This is a genomic window from Brevibacterium renqingii, assembly GCF_017808105.1.
Classification (GTDB): domain Bacteria; phylum Actinomycetota; class Actinomycetes; order Actinomycetales; family Brevibacteriaceae; genus Brevibacterium; species Brevibacterium renqingii.
In genome coordinates this window covers 122,106-138,853 of sequence record NZ_JADBHF010000004.1, presented here as the reverse complement: position 1 = coordinate 138,853, position 16,748 = coordinate 122,106, and the positions used below count along the sequence as shown (strand labels likewise).

13 protein-coding genes are annotated in these 16,748 nt (G+C 65.7%); 11 read left to right on the top strand and 2 right to left on the bottom strand.

From position 1 onward, the window contains the following. Positions 1 to 169: 169 nt before the first annotated feature. The 8 genes from IHE57_RS05890 to IHE57_RS05855 all read left to right on the top strand — a co-directional run bounded on the left by IHE57_RS05890 (position 170) and on the right by IHE57_RS05855 (position 10,573). On the top strand, positions 170 to 1,345 hold the full coding sequence (locus IHE57_RS05890; protein ID WP_209371603.1) for a type IV toxin-antitoxin system AbiEi family antitoxin: 1,176 nt from the start codon (positions 170 to 172) through the stop codon (positions 1,343 to 1,345). A 167-nt stretch (positions 1,346 to 1,512) separates the two neighbouring features. Next, positions 1,513 to 3,228: a methionine--tRNA ligase gene (gene metG / locus IHE57_RS05885; protein ID WP_209371602.1), complete on the top strand. Its 1,716-nt coding sequence runs from the start codon at positions 1,513 to 1,515 to the stop codon at positions 3,226 to 3,228. Then, positions 3,228 to 4,259, top strand: coding sequence for a TatD family hydrolase (locus tag IHE57_RS05880; RefSeq protein ID WP_209371601.1), 1,032 nt, complete (start codon positions 3,228 to 3,230; stop codon positions 4,257 to 4,259). The genes metG and IHE57_RS05880 overlap by 1 nt, the downstream gene beginning before the upstream one ends. Before the next feature lie 216 nt (positions 4,260 to 4,475). Further along, positions 4,476 to 5,705, top strand: coding sequence for a ubiquitin-like domain-containing protein (locus tag IHE57_RS16545; protein ID WP_209371600.1), 1,230 nt, complete (start codon positions 4,476 to 4,478; stop codon positions 5,703 to 5,705). A 470-nt stretch (positions 5,706 to 6,175) separates the two neighbouring features. Then, a complete protein-coding gene (gene groES, locus IHE57_RS05870; protein WP_166973277.1) occupies positions 6,176 to 6,469 on the top strand; it encodes a co-chaperone GroES in 294 nt (97 codons plus the stop codon). Positions 6,470 to 6,505: 36 nt separating this feature from the next. Next, entirely contained in the window at positions 6,506 to 8,098 is a 1,593-nt protein-coding gene (gene groL, locus IHE57_RS05865; protein ID WP_209371598.1) for a chaperonin GroEL, read from the top strand. Positions 8,099 to 8,378: 280 nt separating this feature from the next. After that, on the top strand, positions 8,379 to 9,155 hold the full coding sequence (locus IHE57_RS05860; protein WP_209371597.1) for an ABC transporter ATP-binding protein: 777 nt from the start codon (positions 8,379 to 8,381) through the stop codon (positions 9,153 to 9,155). Continuing rightward, positions 9,152 to 10,573: an FtsX-like permease family protein gene (locus IHE57_RS05855; RefSeq protein WP_209371596.1), complete on the top strand. Its 1,422-nt coding sequence runs from the start codon at positions 9,152 to 9,154 to the stop codon at positions 10,571 to 10,573. The genes IHE57_RS05860 and IHE57_RS05855 overlap by 4 nt, the downstream gene beginning before the upstream one ends. A gap of 32 nt (positions 10,574 to 10,605) precedes the next feature. Here the strand turns inward: IHE57_RS05855 and IHE57_RS05850 are convergent, their stop codons facing one another. Next, positions 10,606 to 11,691 (bottom strand): bile acid:sodium symporter family protein, encoded by a 1,086-nt coding sequence (locus tag IHE57_RS05850; protein ID WP_209371595.1) that lies wholly within the window; start codon positions 11,689 to 11,691, stop codon positions 10,606 to 10,608. A 76-nt stretch (positions 11,692 to 11,767) separates the two neighbouring features. On the opposite strand from IHE57_RS05850, the gene IHE57_RS05845 reads away from it, so the two are divergent. Next, the gene (locus IHE57_RS05845; protein WP_209371593.1) at positions 11,768 to 12,670 is read left to right on the top strand and encodes a LysR family transcriptional regulator; all 903 of its coding nucleotides are present in this window, start codon (positions 11,768 to 11,770) and stop codon (positions 12,668 to 12,670) included. Positions 12,671 to 12,749: 79 nt separating this feature from the next. On the opposite strand, the gene IHE57_RS05840 is transcribed toward IHE57_RS05845, so the two are convergent. Continuing rightward, entirely contained in the window at positions 12,750 to 14,282 is a 1,533-nt protein-coding gene (locus tag IHE57_RS05840) for a class I adenylate-forming enzyme family protein (protein ID WP_209371591.1), read from the bottom strand. Between the two features lie 93 nt (positions 14,283 to 14,375). On the opposite strand from IHE57_RS05840, the gene IHE57_RS05835 reads away from it, so the two are divergent. Continuing rightward, positions 14,376 to 15,059 (top strand): TetR family transcriptional regulator, encoded by a 684-nt coding sequence (locus tag IHE57_RS05835; protein WP_209323552.1) that lies wholly within the window; start codon positions 14,376 to 14,378, stop codon positions 15,057 to 15,059. Next, the gene (locus tag IHE57_RS05830; protein WP_209371589.1) at positions 15,056 to 16,738 is read left to right on the top strand and encodes an acyl-CoA dehydrogenase family protein; all 1,683 of its coding nucleotides are present in this window, start codon (positions 15,056 to 15,058) and stop codon (positions 16,736 to 16,738) included. The genes IHE57_RS05835 and IHE57_RS05830 overlap by 4 nt, the downstream gene beginning before the upstream one ends. Positions 16,739 to 16,748: the final 10 nt, after the last annotated feature.

The window sequence follows — 16,748 nt, the reverse complement described above, 5'->3', positions numbered from 1 at the left end:
GCGGACTAGGCGACATGTGAATGTCGCTCTCAGCAGGCTCGACTTGAGCACTGGTCACTGTGGGTTTCGCCATGACTCGCACGCAGATGCCTTGTGGGTGCATCGTCCGCTTCCACAAGCAGAGCGCGCCGGATGGCCACAGATGCTGCGAGCAGGCCAGCCTGGCCGGATGTTCAACATCGTCTACTACCAGGACCTGAGAGCGGCGGGGGCCGCAAGCGCTCTCGTCCGCGAATCCCTTGAATGCTGCCTGCTGAAGTTGGGGCGGGGCGTGTACTCGGTGATACGCCGTTGTGTGAACGAGCGTCACCTTCTGTTCGCACAGTTCATCGACAATGATGAGTGGATCCGCTATCACGAGGGGCAGGACCAGCGAGAACAGCAGGGGCGCGACCCGGCACTCGAAGCGCGCTATCGCGAGCACCTGAACCGTCTGAGAATCCTCAGCTACCCCTCGTATCGCAGCGGGGATGCGGCGTGGGGTATCTCTGCCGCATATCTTCATCGCATCAGGATGTTTGATGTGCCGCGAGGACCGATTTCAGTCATCCACCCCCGTGACAGCTCACGGACTGCTGAAATCGAACGGCGAAGGCGTCCGACCGGTGACGACGTGGAGATGCACGAGGGGATAGTGACGACAACTCCTGCACGAACTGCCGTGGACCTCATTTCAGTTCTGGGACCGGCCGCCGGATTCGCGGCTATGGAGCAGGTGCTGCGTCGGCATCTTCTCGGCGATGATGAAGAACTGATCTTCCGGCTCGGATATCCGCCGCAGCTGATGGACGACGTGCCCGGAGCGGTCGAAGAGCTGTTCGCCGGACCGATCTCGCGGATGACCCGCGGCAGTGTGCGAGCCAAGAAGCTGGCGAAGTTGGTCTCACCTCTGTCGGAAAGCTACGCGGAGAGCCGGACTTCGCTGCTTCTCCACCAGCTGGGGCTGCACGAGTTCGTTCAGCAAGTCACGGTATTCGACGGCAGAAAGAAGCTGACACGGCTCGACTTCCTCCTCGATGGGCCTGTGGAGCCGGGCCCAGCAGACGGTGTTGGAAGTTTCCGGGACCCAGCAGACGGTGCTGGAAGCTTCCCAGCTGGACGAGGGGCCGGAGCTCGTGCGAAACCTCGAGTCGCCCTCTATGTGGACGGCACACAGAAGTATGCGGATGGTGGTTTCGACACGATGAATAAGGAAAGCCGACAGCACAATCGGCTGCTGGCAATGGGCTACAAAGTCATCCGCTTCAAGTTCAATGAGGTGATGTCGCTGTTCACTTTCAAGCAGAAACTGTTCTCACAGGCACCTGAATTGAAGCAGCTGTGTGATCGCCACCTGCTGTTGTGAGTGGGCTGGAGGGTGCCACGGCGGTCGACGGAGCGGTCTACGACTGAGAGCTCGGTATGGAACCAGAGCTTTCTGTCGCAGACCGAGCTCCCGGGACACCCCTGCACTCTGCGCCCCCGCGGACCTGTGCGCGCCGGGAGCGGAGCGTCCCTTAGACTGAGTGGCCTATGGGTTACTACTTGACGACAGCGATTGCCTACCCGAACGGGGCCATTCACATCGGGCACGCCTATGAGTACATTGCGGCCGACACGATCGCCCGGTTCAAGCGACTGGACAATCACGAGGTCTTCTTCTGCACCGGCACCGATGAGCACGGGCTGAAGATGCTCCAGGCGGCGAACAAGCTCGGCATCACACCCAAGGAGCTCGCCGACGACAACGCGAAGAACTTCCGCGACACGCAGCTCGCCCTCGGCTCGACCTTCGACCGGTTCATCCGCACGACCGACGAAGACCACTACGCGACCTGCCAGGCCATCTGGCGCAAGCTCGAAGAGGCCGGTGACATCTACCTCGACACCTACTCCGGCTGGTACTCCGTCCGCGACGAGGCCTACTACACGCAGGACGAGACCGAGGTCGTCGACGGTGTCCGCCTGTCCAAGGAGACCCACACCGAGGTGACCTGGACGGAAGAGGAGTCCTACTTCTTCCGGCTGTCGAAGTACCAGGACAAGCTGCTCGAACTCTACGAGAACCACCCTGAGTTCATCGGCCCCGACTCCCGTCGCAACGAGATCGCCTCCTTCGTCGCCTCCGGGCTCAAGGACCTCTCGGTCTCCCGCACCACCTTCGACTGGGGCGTGCCGGTCCCCGGCAACGAGAAGCACGTGATGTACGTGTGGATCGACGCCCTGACGAACTACATCACCGCCGTCGGCTACCCGGACGACGAAGAGAGGTTCGCCAAATGGTGGCCTGCCGACGTCCACATCATCGGCAAGGACATCATCCGCTTCCACAGCGTGTATTGGCCGGCCTTCCTCATGAGCGCCGGCATCGAGCTGCCCGGACGCGTCCACGCCCACGGCTTCCTCTTCAACGCCGGCGAGAAGATGTCGAAGTCCGTCGGCAACGTCGTCGATCCCATCGACCTCGTCGACGCCTTCGGCCTCGACACCCTGCGCTTCTTCCTCTTCCGCGAGTTCTCCTACGGCAACGACGGGTCCTACACGAAGGACTCGATCATCACCCGCAAGAACGCCGACCTCGCCAACGAATACGGCAACCTCGCCCAGCGCTCGCTGTCGATGATCGCGAAGAACTGCGACGCCCAGGTCCCGCAGCCCGGCACCCTCACCGAGGCCGACGAATCCCTGCTCGCGCTCGCCCGCGCCGTGCCCGACACCGCACGCCGCCACGTCGACACTCAGGCCCTCCACCTCTACGTCGAGGCCTGCTGGAAGGTGCTGACCGAGGCCAACCGCTACTTCTCCGCCCAGGAGCCCTGGAAGCTGAAGAAGACCGACCCCGAGCGCATGGCCACCGTGCTGTGGGTGACGATCGAGGTCGTGCGCATCATCTCGCTCCTCATCCAGCCCGTCATGCCCGATTCCGCCGGCAAGATCCTCGACCTCCTCGGCGTCCCTGCAGGAGTAGGCGAGGCCGGTGCCAAGGTTCTGCCGACCGCCGTCGAGTCCGGGTCCGGCGCCGAGGCGATGGAGACCGTGACCGCGGGTGCCGGCATCGGTGTCGCCGCGGGTGCGGCCTACGCTTCGGCCGGCCTGGCCCCGGACGTCACCGAGGCGGCCGCCGGTGGGCTTGCCGCCGCCGAGGTCGATCCCCGGTCGTTCGCGGCCGTGGCGTTCCCGCTCGAGCCGGGCACCCCGCTGCCGAAGCCCGAGCCCGTGTTCCCGAAGTTCGTGGAGGAGACCGAATAATGGCTTCGCGCGCCGCCGGAACCTATCCACCGGTGCCCGAACCGCTCGCCTTCCCCGCCGTCGACACCCATACCCACCTGGACATCTGCACCGGTGTTCGGCTGCCGCTGGGTGCCGGCGAACCCGAGCCGGAAGTCCGACCCGATGAGGACGAGGAGTTTCCTTCCCTCGACTTCTTCTTCGACACCGCGCAGGCCGCCGGGGTGCAGCGGATCGTCCAGATAGGCTGCGACCTTCCGGCAGCCCGGTGGACGACCGCGCTGGTGGCATCGCAGTACGCCGGTGCCGCCGAGGCGGGCGCTGCGGCTGCGTCGGGTGATTCCGCTGCGCAGGCGGGGGCAGGTTCACCCGCCGAGGTAGCCGACTTCCGGACCGTGCCGACGCCCCCGTCTGAGGGGCGCACATGGATGCTCGGCGGTGCCGCCCTGCACCCCAATGAGGCACCGAGGCTGGCCGAACGCGGGCTGCTCGATGATGCGCTCACCGAGATCGAGTCGCTCGTGACCTCCCACGACCGCATGCGCGTGGTGGGGGAGACCGGGCTGGACTACTTCCGCACGGGTGAGGAGGGTATCGCCGAACAGCAGCGCTCCTTCCGTGCCCACATCGAGATCGCCAAGCGCACCGGCAAGGCCCTGCAGATCCACGACCGCGAGGCTCATGCCGATGTGCTGCGGATCCTCAAGGAGGAAGGCGCCCCTGAAGTCACGATCTTCCACTGCTTCTCCGGCGATGAGCAGATGGCCAGAGAATGCGCGGCCCAAGGCTACTTCATGTCCTTCGCCGGCAACCTCACCTTCAAGAACGCCGAAGAGCTGCGTCGCGCCGCGGCGGCCGCGCCCCTGGAGCTGCTGCTGACCGAGACCGACGCTCCGTTCCTGACTCCGCACCCGCACCGTGGGAAGCCCGGAGGACCGTACCTGACCGCGGTCACCGCCCGGAAGCTCGCCGAGGTGCGGGGTATGAGCGAGGAGGAGCTGTGCTCGGCCGTGTGGAACAACGCAGAGACGGCACTCGGCGGCTGGGACTGAACCTGCTGCACCTCGAAACGTGAGCGAGATTACGGCACTGCAGGGCCGCCTCGCCGGGTGAATGTCACGACCGCAACACTGCCGAAAACACGGGGAACTCCTGGTCAGGCGGCCACTCAGGAAACTCGCACCGTTACATTTCCGTGATGTTTTGCGAACCGTGTAACGAATCGGTTACAGTGAACGGGTCGATAAACTCTGCTCAGGGATATTTTTGTGATTGATTTTCTCAAGAACCGCAAGGTTCAGATCGCTGCACAGGCGGTAGTGATCACCGGACTCGTGGGTGGCACGGGGGCCGTGGTGACCATGAATAAGCCTGTGACCTTGGACGTCAATGGACAGAGCGAGGAGGTCCGGACCTTCGGTGGAACCGTCGGTGACATCCTCGACAGCCACGACATCGATCTCGACAAGCGTGACAAGGTCAAGCCCGGCGTCGATACGAAGGTCGACCGGGACATGACGATCACCGTCAACACCGCGAAGAAGGTCTCGCTCTCCGTCGACGGCAAGGAGACCGACGAGTGGACCAACGCGAACACCGTGGGCCAGGCGCTGGCCGACCTCGGGGTCGATGCGAAGGGCGCCGACCTCAACACGAAGGCCAACCAGCGGCTGAAGGAAAAGGGCAACGACATCGATGTGACCACATCGAAGGACCTCACCGTCGTCGCTGATGGCAAGGACCACAAGGTCTCGTCCGCCGTGGGCACCGCGAAGGAAGCGCTCAAGGAGACCGGCATCGAGCTCAAGAAGGACGACTTCCTGTCCGTCCCGATGTCCGCCAACGTCTCCGATGGTCAGGTGCTGACCGTCAACCGCGTCGAGAAGAAGACCGTCAAGGACAAGCAGGCCATCGAGGCCAAGGTCGAGACCAAGAAGTCCTCCTCGCTCTACGAGGGTGAGACCAAGGTCGAGTCCGAAGGCAAGGACGGCGAGAAGCAGGTCGTCTACAAGGTCAAGACCATCAACGGCGAAGAGGTGAAGAAGGAGAAGAAGGACGAGAAGGTCCTCTCCGAGCCCAAGGCGAAGGTGGTCATCCAGGGTACGAAGAAGAAGGAGGAGGCTCCGGCCGACACCGGTGGCTCCGACTCGGGCGATTCGGGTGACTCCGGTGACGCCGGTGATTCCGGCGGCTCTGATTCCGGTGACTCGAGCACCGGCGGCGACTCCGGTTCGGGCGGCGGCTCCATGAGCACCGCAGAGATCAAGGCGATGCTGGGCGGACCCGGCTCCAAGTGGTATTCGGTCGTCGAGTGCGAGTCGAACTTCGACCCGAAGGCCTCGAACGGCACCCACTTCGGTCTGTTCCAGTTCCTGCCTTCGACCTGGCACAACATGGGCGGCAGCGGCAATCCCTCGGATGCCAGCCCGCAGGAGCAGTTCCAGCGTGCGAAGAAGCTGCAGGCTCAGGAAGGCTGGGGACAGTGGACCTGCGCCTGATCGCCGACCAGTCCTGACCGCAATCGACACATGAGCTGAGCCGGTCAGTGAGAAGCGCCGGTCCCGGGAGTGATCCCGGGGCCGGCGCTTCTCTGCGTCCAGATATCGGCTCGGTGGGTGAGGTCCGCATACGCGGGGCTGGCGCTTCTCTGCGTCCAGGCATCGGTTCCGTCAGGTGAGGTCTGCGTGCGCCGGTGCCGGCGCGGGCGCCGGCGTCGGCTCCGTCGGGCGGAGTCCGCGGGTGCCGACAGCCGCCGATCTGAGCTTTCGCCCAGAGCATGACGAATTGCTGGCACTCAAGTTGACCGAGTGCTAAGAGCGTTCTAAAGTCGAATTAGCACTGACGCTCAATGAGTGCCAGTTTCACAGGACGGTCGAATCGCTCGGCACCCGCGACGACGAGAGGTTCATGGCAGCAGCCGCCGTCTGACTCAACGAAGAATGAACCCAGCGAAGGGAGAGGGCCCGATATGTCGGTCTCCATCAAGCCACTCGAAGATCGGATTGTCATCCGTCAGGTCGAAGCAGAGCAGACTACCGCCAGTGGTCTGGTCATTCCCGAAACCGCCAAGGAAAAGCCTCAGGAAGGCGAAGTTGTCGCAGTGGGCCCCGGCCGTGTCGCTGACAACGGAAACCGCGTGCCGGTCGACGTCGCCATCGGCGACAAGGTCATCTACTCCAAGTACGGAGGCACCGAAGTCAAGTACGCAGGCGAAGAGTTCCTCGTGCTCTCGGCTCGCGACGTGCTCGCCGTCATCGGCTGAATCCTCTGAACAACTACTTCACTGATAGGAGGACGAATGCCTAAGACTCTGGAATTCGACGACGAAGCTCGTCGCGCACTCGAAAAGGGTGTCAACACTCTCGCCGACACCGTCAAGGTGACGCTGGGACCCAAGGGCCGCAATGTCGTGCTCGACAAGAAGTGGGGCGCCCCCACGATCACGAACGATGGCGTGACCATCGCCCGTGAGGTCGAGGTCGACGACGCGTACGAGAACCTCGGCGTCCAGCTGGCCAAGGAAGTCGCCACCAAGACCAATGACATCGCCGGTGACGGAACCACCACCGCGACCGTACTCGCTCAGGCCTTCGTCAACGAAGGACTGCGCAACGTCGCCGCAGGTGCTGCTCCCGGTGCCCTCAAGCGCGGAATCGAAACCGCCGTCGAGGCCGTGTCCGAGCAGCTCGGAACCATCGCCCGCGATGTCGCCGACTCCTCGGAGATCGCGCACGTCGCCGGTCTGTCCGCTCAGTCCGAAGAGATCGGCAAGCTCATCGCCGATGCCTTCGACAAGGTGGGCAAGGACGGCGTCATCACGATCGATGAGTCCCAGGCCGCATCGGTCGAGCTCGAGATCACCGAGGGAATGCAGTTCGACAAGGGCTTCCTCTCACCGCACTTCGTGACGGATGCCGATCGTCAGGAGGCTGTGCTCTCCGACGCTCTCATCCTCATCAACCAGGGCAAGATCTCCAACATCCAGGAGCTCCTGCCCGTCCTCGAGAAGGTGCAGCAGGCCGGCAAGCCGCTGTTCATCGTCGCCGAGGACATCGAGGGCGAGGCTCTGTCGACTCTGGTCGTCAACAAGCTGCGCGGCATCATCAACGTCGCCGCCGTCAAGGCTCCCGGCTTCGGTGACCGCCGCAAGGCCATCCTCGAGGACCTCGCCGTCCTCACCGGTGGCCAGGTCGTCACCCCGGACATGGGCATGAAGCTCGACCAGGTCACCCTGGAGGAGCTCGGCAACGCCCGCACCATCACCGTCACCAAGGACAACACCACCATCATCGATGGTGCTGGCTCCGACGATGCTGTTGCCGGTCGTGTCGCCCAGATCCGCGCCGAGGTCGAGAACACCGACTCCGACTGGGACCGCGAGAAGCTGCAGGAGCGCTTGGCCAAGCTCTCCGGCGGTGTCGCCGTCATCAAGGTCGGCGCCGCCACCGAGGTGGAGCTCAAGGAGCGCAAGCACCGCGTCGAAGACGCCGTGTCCGCAACTCGTGCCGCCATCGAAGAGGGCATCGTCGCCGGTGGCGGGTCGGCTCTGATCCACGCCGCCAAGGTGCTGGCCGGAGACGACCTGAACCTGACCGGCGATGCGGCCACCGGTGCTGACATCGTCCGGCGCGGAGTCGTCCAGCCGCTGCGCTGGATCGCCGAGAACGCCGGCCGCGACGGCTACGTCGTAGTGTCGAAGGTCGAGGACCTCGAGTCCGGCCAGGGCTACAATGCCGCGACCGGTGAATACGGCGACCTCATCGGCGCCGGAATCATCGACCCCGTCAAGGTCACCCGCTCGGCGCTGCGCAACGCCGCTTCGATCGCTGCCCTGGTTCTCACCACCGAGACCCTGGTCGTCGAGAAGAAGGACGAGGAGGACGAAGACTGAGCACTCCGCTCGGCCTGAGTCGCCTCTGAGAGACACCCCAGTGGCCCGGAACAGCTTGTTCCGGGCCACTGGTGTATTCACACGCACCACTGGTTCGCCGAGAGCTCGCTCTACGACAGATGGCTCTGGTTCCTCGTCGAGCTGTCTGTCGCAGAGCGAGCTCTCGGCGGATGCCCTCGGCACAGCCTGCTCACAACTACTGGCCAGTCAGCTCTCATGTTCCTGACCGCGGATCCTCGTTAGTCTGGACAAGACCGATTGCAGCAACCGTTGAGGACCCATGACGACTGTCTCGCCGATGCCCATCGCCCGACTTCGCAACGTCTCGAAGATCTTCGACCCCGACGGGGCGGCAGTGACCGCTCTCAACCGTGTCACTCTCGACATCGCCCCGGCCCGGCTCACCGCCGTGATGGGGCCCTCGGGTTCGGGCAAGTCCACCCTCATGCACATCCTCGCCGGACTCGACCGTCCCACCTCGGGCACAGTCCATCTCGGCGAGAAGGAGATCACGGGTCTGCGCGAGGAGGAGCTCTCGGCCCTGCGCAGGCGGAGGATCGGGTTCGTCTTCCAGGCGTTCAACCTCGTGCCCACGCTCACGGTCAAGGAGAACATCCGGCTGCCGTTCGAACTCGACGACCGGCGACCCAATGCCGAGGAGCGGGCCTGGATCTCGACCATCGTCTCCCGGTTGGGTCTCGAAACGCGCCTGAAGCACCGGCCGGGTGAGCTCTCGGGCGGTCAGCAGCAGCGCACCGCGATCGCCCGGGCACTGGCGACCAGGCCCGACATCCTCTTCGCCGACGAACCGACCGGCAACCTCGATGCCCGATCGGGTCGCGAGGTCATGGCGATCATGTCCGAGGCCGTGCGCGACCTCGGGCAGTCGATCGTCCTGGTCACCCACGATCCGCTCGTCGCCGCCCACGCCGACCGTGTCGTCTTCATCGCCGACGGCACTCCCGTCACCGAGATGAACGAAGCGATCAGCGCCGAGGCGATCGCACAGACGATGCTCGACCTCGACGAGCGCGCCGAGAGCGGGAGTCGCCGATGAATCCGATGCGAGAGATCCTGGCCAATCCGCGCCAGTTCTTCCCCAGCTTCCTGGTCGTCTTCATCGCCGCTCTCTTCGGCACCGCCATCATTCAGGGCATCACGATACTGACCGCCTGGCTGTCCTCGGCCAAGATCGTCGCGGAGTCGGACACCGCACAGAAGCTGCTGACCACCGTCGGATTCGCCTTCTTCCTCATCGCGCTCTTCGTCTCGGCGATCGTCATCGCCAATACTTTCTCGATCATCATCGCCGGTCGCAGCCGTCAGCTGGCCCTGCTCCGGCTCATCGGTGCCTCGTCGGCACGGCTGCGTCGGGCCGCCTCGGTGGAGGGGCTGCTGATCTCCGTCCCCAGCGCCGTCCTGGCATTCCTCGCCTCGACCGCGCTGGCGTGGGCGACGCTGCACTACCTCGGCGGGCGGATCACCGAGGAGGTCGGACTGTTCGACCCGATGATGGCCGTCCCCGCAGCCGCCACCATCGTCGTGACCTGGCTGTCGGCGTATCTGGGCGCCCAGCGCATCACCGGTATCTCCCCGATCGAGGCCACCTCGCAGGCCGTCGAACGGCGCCCCGAGGATGCGCGCGCCTCGATGGGGGCGCTGACGGCGGCTCTCATCCTGCTGTCGACCGGGCTCACCTTCCTCGTCAGCGCCGTCATCGGGGCCAGTGAGAACCGGTTGAGCATCGTCGGCGTCTTCCTCGTTGCGCTCGGGGCGGCGCTGACCTTCCTCGGCATCATCGTCGGCAATCCCTGGATCCTGCCGCCGCTGCAGGCGGTCGTCGGATGGCTGCTCGGTCGCACTGCGGTCGCTCGCCTGGCCGCCTCGACGATCGCCCGCCACCCCACGCGCAATGCCCGCACGGTCATCGGCCTCGTCATCGGCATCACCCTCATCGTCATGTTCGCCACGGCCATGACCACCTTCCGCGACCAGCTACTCGCCTACGCCCGCTCGCTCGGCGAGGAGGGCTGGAACGGCTTCGAGGACGCATTGGCGACGGTCGTCGACAAGACGATGCTCTTCTTCCTCGGCATGATCCTCTTCTCCGTCATCATCGCCGTCATCGGCGTCGCGAACGCCCTCATGCTCTCGGTGCGACAGCGCACTCAGGAGATCGGACTGCTCATGGCCCTCGGCCAGACCCCGAAGCGAGTCCGGCGCATGATCGTCGCCGAGGGCCTGCAGCTGAGTCTGACCGCGTGCCTCGTCGCCGTGCCGCTGGGCGTGGCCTACGGCTGGATCGGGGCGCTGACCCTGCTGTCGCCGCTGACCGGACTCTTCGCCCCCAGCGTCCCCTGGTGGGTCATCGCCGCCGTCGTCGGCGGCACCTTGGTGGCCGTGGTGGCCGCCAGCCGCGAACCCGCCCGTGCGGCGACGTCGATCAGTCCGGTCGAAGCGCTCGAAGCCGTGTGATCGGTCGGCTCACCGACTCGCCGAGGCGGGGCTCAGGATTTCGCGTCCGTGTCCTCACGCTCGGCGACGGCTGCAGCGGCGTGGGAATCGTCGACGCCGGGTTCTCTCCCGGCCGCGTCGAACCGATCCTCTTCCCCGGCCGCGTCGAACCGGTCCTCCTCCTCGGCCGCCTGGCGTGCGTAGCGCTTCGCGATGACGGCGCAGACGAGGAGCTGGATGATGTGGAAGATCATCAGCGGCAGAACGTAGACGCCGACATCCTCTGCGGGGAAGAGGAGGAATGCCATCGGCAGGCCGCTGACCTGACTCTTCTTCGAACCGCAGAACAGCAGGACGATGCGGTCGGCGCGATCGAATCTGAAGACCCGCCCAAGGCCGATGAAGAGGCCGAGCACGAGCGCGAGCAGGACCGAGGACAGGGCGATGACCTTGAGCAGATCGACCGGCGGAACGATCGTCCACAGCCCCTGGGTGACGCCGGTGCTGAACGCGGCGTAGACGACGAGCAGGACCGAGCCCTGATCGACGATGGAGACGAGGATGCGGTGCTCGGCAAGCCAGGAGCCGATGTACCGGTGCAGGAGCTGACCAGCGATGAAGGGCACGACCAGCTCGCCGATGATCTCGAGGATCGACTGTGGGGTCACCTCGACGTGGGAGCCCAGCAGTGCGGCGGCGAGCATGGGGGTGAAGACCACTCCGAGGACGTTCGACACGGATGCCGAGCTCACGGCCAGTGCCACATTGCCGCGCGCGACCGAGGTGAACGCGATGGAGGACTGGACGGTCGATGGCAGCAGGCAGAGGAACAGGAATCCGGTGGCGATCACCGGGCTGATGACGGCCGTCGGCAGAAGCGTGATGAGCAGACCGATGGCGGGGAAGATCACGAATGTGCCGACGAGGACGAGGATCTGGAACGGCCACCGCCGGAAGCCCGCGAGCGTCTGAGCCGGAGCGAGCTTCGCACCGTGGAGGAAGAAGAGCAGGCAGATCGCAGCGATGGTCAGAGTGTCGAGGGCCTCGGCGGCGCCATCGCGAACAGGGAACAGCGTCGCCGCCACCGGGATGAGCAGCAGGGCGGCGAGGAACGGATCGATGCGGCGGAAGATACTCATATGACCACCGTCGCATCGAACCGGCATGCTGATATCGTCATTGAGCTGGACACTGTTATCGGATAATTTGATAAGCATGTCAACCGAGCTGAGCCAGCGACATCTGCGGACCTTCATCGCGGTGAGTTCCGAGGAGAGTTTCACCCGCGCTGCGCGGCGGCTCGGCATGAGCCAGTCCGCGGTGAGCAGTCAGATCCGCCAGCTGGAGGCCACGGTGGACATGCCCCTCCTCAGCCGCGACACCCACAGCGTGGAGCTGACTCCGGCGGGGGAGCGCCTGCTCAGCTACGCGCAGCGGATCACCGCCACGATGGACGAAGCGATCCTCAGCGCCCGAGACCTCCCGCAGCGCGAACGGGTCCGCTTCGGCGTCTCCGAGGATTTCGCCTTCACCCACCTGCCCGACTTCCTCGAGCGGCTGCGCAGCGAGCTTCCGAATCTCGAAGTCGTCCTGTCAGTCGAGCTCAGCGCCACGCTGCATAGGCAGCTGCGCGCCGGGGAGCTTGACATCATCCTCGCCATGCGCCCGCCGGCGAGCGTCGACTCCGTGTCGTTCGCCTCCAGTGAGCTCTTCACCGATGCTCTGGCCTGGGTGGCTCGGCCCGGGTTCGGCCTCGAGGAAGAGGAGCCTATCCCGCTCGTGCTCTACCCCCGTCCCAGCGTGACCAGGGAGATCGCCTTGGATGTGCTGGAGCGACATGGTCACCGGTTTGCGACGGCCGCGACATCGACCAGTTTGGCGGGACTCCGGGCGGCAGTGCTCGGCGGCCTGGGCATCATGCCGTTCGCGAAGTCGCTCATTCCGGAGGGGGCGGTCGTCATGGACGAGCCGCGGCTGCCCGGGCTGCCGGACCTGACCTTCGTCGTCGTGACGAGGAACCCGAGCACTCGTGCGGCCGCAGCAGTCGCTTCCGTCCTTCAGCGCCACAGCCCCGAACTGCGCACCCGACGACCGGAAGGGGCCGCCGAGCCGGGCTGAGCGCCGCGAGACGCTCACCCTGCGGCGATGCTCGCCGCGACGCGGCGCCTCACCGGCGGAGCGCCTCGCCGCGAGACGCTCACCCCGCGGCGGGGGTCCCCGCGGCGACCTCGGCGCGCAGCTTGTGTTTGAGCAGCTTGCCCGAGGGGTTGCGCGGCAGATCATCGGTGAGGATGACCTCGCGCGGAAGCTTGTAGCGGGCGAGCTTGTCGGCCAGATAGTCCCGCAGCTCCTCGACATCGAATTCCGAACCGTCGGTGGTCGTGATGAATGCGACGACCTGCTCGCCCCACTCGGGGTCCGGTTTCGCCACCACGGCCACATCGGCCACCCGCTCATGGGCGATGATGGCCTCTTCGACCTCGAGGGAGTAGACGTTCTCACCGCCGACGATGATGACGTCCTTGGACCGATCGACGATGAACAGATAGCCGTCCTCATCGAGTTTCGCGATATCGCCGGTCCGGTACCACTCTCCTTCGAACGCCGCAGCGGTCGCTTCGGGGCTGCCCAGGTATTCGCGCATGCGGGTGTCACCGGAGAACCAGATCTCACCGGACTCTCCGGGGCCCGCCTCGGTGCCGTCGGCCTTGACCACGCGCATCGCATTGCCGAGCATCGCGGTCCGCCCGACCGAGCCCGCCTTGCGCAGCTGGTCCTCGGGGCGCAGCAGGCAGCCGGTCGGACCCATCTCGCTCATGCCGAAGAGGTTGTAGAACTGGTCCGTTCCGTAGGTCTCGATGAGCATCGCCGCCGTCGAGCGGTCGATGGGCGAACCGCCGTAGTTCCAATAGCGGATGGTCGAGAAGTCATAGTCGGCGAAGTCGATGCCGAGCTTCTTTGCGGTCATGATCGGGGCGACATAGGCCACGGTCGGGCCGAAGAAGGTCGTGATCTTCTCCTCGGCGATGATCGCCATCGAGTCCACCGGGTGATAGGACCGCTGCAGGACGACGGTGCCGCCGGTCTGAAGCGTCGGCATGAGGCTGATGTTCAACGGCGCCGAATGCCAGATCGGCATGCACACGAGGTAGCGGTCGTCGCTGCGATAGCCCATATTCAGATTGATGAGCGTGGCGACCTGCGCGATGCTGCGGTGGGTGTGCACGCAGCCCTTCGGCGCGCTCGTCGTGCCCGAGGTGTAGAGGATCTGCGCCACCTGCTCATCGGTGAAGTCGCCGGGCACGGTCTCCTCGGCGGCTGCGAGCTGAGCGTCGAAGCTGTCGGGCGCATCCGATTCGGTCTCGAGCCAGGTGATGTCCGGGGCCCCGGACCGGGCGGTCTCGGCCAGTTCGGCGCTGACGATGCCGAGCCCGGCCCCGGAATGCTCGATCGTGTATCTGACCTCCGGCGCCTGCATCTTGTGGTTGACCGGCACGACAGTGGCGCCGAGGTACCACGCGCCGAAGGCTGCGAAGACGAAACCGGGGACATTGAAGGTCATGATGCCCACGACATCTCCCGCGCCGATGCCGTTGTCCTCGAGCACGCGGGCGGCCCTGAGCGCGCGGCTGCGCAGCTGCGCATAGGTGAAGCGCTCGTCCCCGTAGACGAGGGCCTCCTTCTCGGGGTCGCGCAGAACCGTCGTATCGAGCATCATGCCAAGCTTCATTGCTTCTCCTTGTGACGAGTGTCATACTCAGTACAATTGAATCATGATTCATTTCTTGAAGGAAGTGAAATCCGACGCCGAGGAGGGGGAGCTATGGCGTACAGGCCCACCGCCCGCACGCGGGCCAATGCCCAGCAGCGGCGGTTGAGCATCGAAAGTGCCGCGCGCCATGTCATCGCCCGAGGCGGGTTCGCCGCCGCGAGTGTCGCCGCCGTCGCCCGCGAAGCCGAATGCAGCACCGGGCTCATCTACACCTACTACGCCAATCGCGATGAGCTCCTGCGAGCCGTGTTCGCCCGCGCCTCCGGACACGAGCTCGCCGTGATCGAGACTGCCGTCGCGCAGGCGAGCACCGCCGCCGCGATTGCGGAGTCCGTCGCCGAGGTGTTCGTTCGCCGCGCCGTGACCGGCCGCAGGCTCGCCCACGCACTGCTGTTCGAAGAGGTCCCCGATGCGGTCCAGCTCGAACGTCTCATCCTGCGCCGCGGCTATGTCGCGTCCGTCGCCGCGGGGCTCGACCGGGCCAGTGGCCACTCGCACCCCGTTCGGGCCGGGGCCGAATCGCCCTCCGCCGCCGGAGGAGCGGCCCGGGACGTCTCCACCGTCCCCGCCGAGGTGGCCGCCCGGTTCATCGTCGGCGGGATCGCGGAGAACCTCGTCGACGTCCTCGACCCGACCACGCCGCCACCGCGCCCCGACGAGATCGAGGCACTTATCAGCGCACTGTCCGCCTTCACCCGATCCGCTCTGGGATCCGATCCTCTAGGAGAGAAATGACCGCCGAAGCCCTCGCCACACCAACGGCCGCCCCGCACACCACGCATACGGTGTTCAACCAGGCCCTGCCTCGGCGGGATGTCAACGAATTCACCCTCAACACAGCGCTCCTCGACGGGCTCGACCGCTACGGAGCGCAGGCTTCGCGGAGCGAACTCGAACGCATCGGAGCGCTGGTGGGAAGCGCGGACTTCATCGAAGACGCGCGTCTGGCCAACGAACACGGTCCGCAGCTGCGCACCCACGACGAGTGGGGCAACCGCATCGACGACATCGAATTCCACCCCTCCTACCACCGGATCATCGGAGAGTCGCTGCGCAGCGGGGCCCACTCGCACGCCTGGACGAATCCCGGTCCCGGAGCCAATGTCGACCGGGCCGCACGGTTCATGCTCTTCTCCCAGATCGAACCCGGTCATGCGTGCCCGGTGTCGATGACGCACGCCGTCGTACCCTCGCTGCGGGCGGACCGGGAGCTCGCCGACTTCTGGCTGCCGAAGGCCACGGCGAGCGACTACGATCCGCGACGCATCGATCCGGCGGAGAAGACCGCAGTGACCTTCGGCATGGCGATGACGGAGAAGCAGGGCGGATCGGACATCCGGGCGAACACCACCCGCGCAGTCCCCTCGGGCGACCACTACCTCATCACCGGCCACAAATGGTTCTGTTCGGCCCCGCAGTCCGATGCCTTCCTCGTCATCGCCCAGCTCGACGAGGGACCCAGCTGCTTCGTCGTACCCCGAGTGCTGCCCGGGGGCGGGCTCAACACGGTGCGCATCCAGCGGCTCAAGGACAAACTCGGCAACAAATCCAACGCCTCCTCCGAAGTCGAGTTCGATTCGACGGTCGGCTGGCTGCTCGGCGAGCCCGGCAGGGGAGTGCGCACGATCATCGAGATGGTCTCCCAGACGCGGCTCGACTGCGTCCTCGGGTCGGCGGCGGGCATGCGCCAGTCCGTCGCCGAGGTCGCCTGGCACACCCGGTCCCGAGCGGCCTTCGGCTCCACGCTCATCGACGCCCCGCTCATGCGCGCAGTTCTCGCCGACCTCCAGCTCGAGTCCGAGGCCGCGACCTATACGTCCCTGCACCTGGCCGCTGCCTATGACGACGACAGCTCCGATGCCGCGGACTTCCGTCGGCTGGCCACGGCGGTCGGCAAATACTGGGTCTGCAAACGCGGGCCCGAACACGCCTATGAGTCCCTCGAATGCCTCGGCGGCAACGGCTATACGGAGGCCTTCCCGCTGGCCAGGCGTTACCGCGAACAGCCGGTGATGGCCGTATGGGAGGGCTCGGGCAATGTCATCGTCCTCGACGTGCTGCGCGCCCTGGCCCGCGAGCCGCGGACGGCGAAATCGTTCCTCGGCTTCCTCGAAACCGGTCTGGGCAGGCACGCGGACTTCGACTCCGCCTTTGAATCCCTGGCCGGCTCACTGCAGGCGGCGGTCCAGGACGTGTCCGGGGGCGATCCGAGTGCGCTCGCCGCGCTTCAGGCCCGCGGTCGAGTGCTCGTGGAGAAGATGGCGCTGCTCATGCAGTCGGCGATCCTCTTCGAATCCGCCCCCGCCGAGGTGGCCACGAGCTTTGCCGCCGCCCGTCTGGGGGCCGACCGGGGTCGGGAGTACGGTGCTCTTCCGGCCGGTGTCGACATCGATTTCCTCGTCGCGCGGGCCTGAAGGGGCTGAA

Bases quoted from the DNA above. Each gene is read 5' to 3' on its own strand.
- IHE57_RS05890 (WP_209371603.1), top strand. From the start codon at position 170: ATGTTCAACATCGTCTACTACCAGGACCTGAGAGCGGCGGGGGCCGCA.
- metG (WP_209371602.1), top strand. From the start codon at position 1,513: ATGGGTTACTACTTGACGACAGCGATTGCCTACCCGAACGGGGCCATT.
- IHE57_RS05880 (WP_209371601.1), top strand. From the start codon at position 3,228: ATGGCTTCGCGCGCCGCCGGAACCTATCCACCGGTGCCCGAACCGCTC.
- groES (WP_166973277.1), top strand. From the start codon at position 6,176: ATGTCGGTCTCCATCAAGCCACTCGAAGATCGGATTGTCATCCGTCAG.
- groL (WP_209371598.1), top strand. From the start codon at position 6,506: ATGCCTAAGACTCTGGAATTCGACGACGAAGCTCGTCGCGCACTCGAA.
- IHE57_RS05860 (WP_209371597.1), top strand. From the start codon at position 8,379: ATGACGACTGTCTCGCCGATGCCCATCGCCCGACTTCGCAACGTCTCG.
- IHE57_RS05855 (WP_209371596.1), top strand. From the start codon at position 9,152: ATGAATCCGATGCGAGAGATCCTGGCCAATCCGCGCCAGTTCTTCCCC.
- IHE57_RS05850 (WP_209371595.1), bottom strand. From the start codon at position 11,691: ATGAGTATCTTCCGCCGCATCGATCCGTTCCTCGCCGCCCTGCTGCTC.
- IHE57_RS05845 (WP_209371593.1), top strand. From the start codon at position 11,768: ATGTCAACCGAGCTGAGCCAGCGACATCTGCGGACCTTCATCGCGGTG.
- IHE57_RS05840 (WP_209371591.1), bottom strand. From the start codon at position 14,282: ATGAAGCTTGGCATGATGCTCGATACGACGGTTCTGCGCGACCCCGAG.
- IHE57_RS05835 (WP_209323552.1), top strand. From the start codon at position 14,376: ATGGCGTACAGGCCCACCGCCCGCACGCGGGCCAATGCCCAGCAGCGG.
- IHE57_RS05830 (WP_209371589.1), top strand. From the start codon at position 15,056: ATGACCGCCGAAGCCCTCGCCACACCAACGGCCGCCCCGCACACCACG.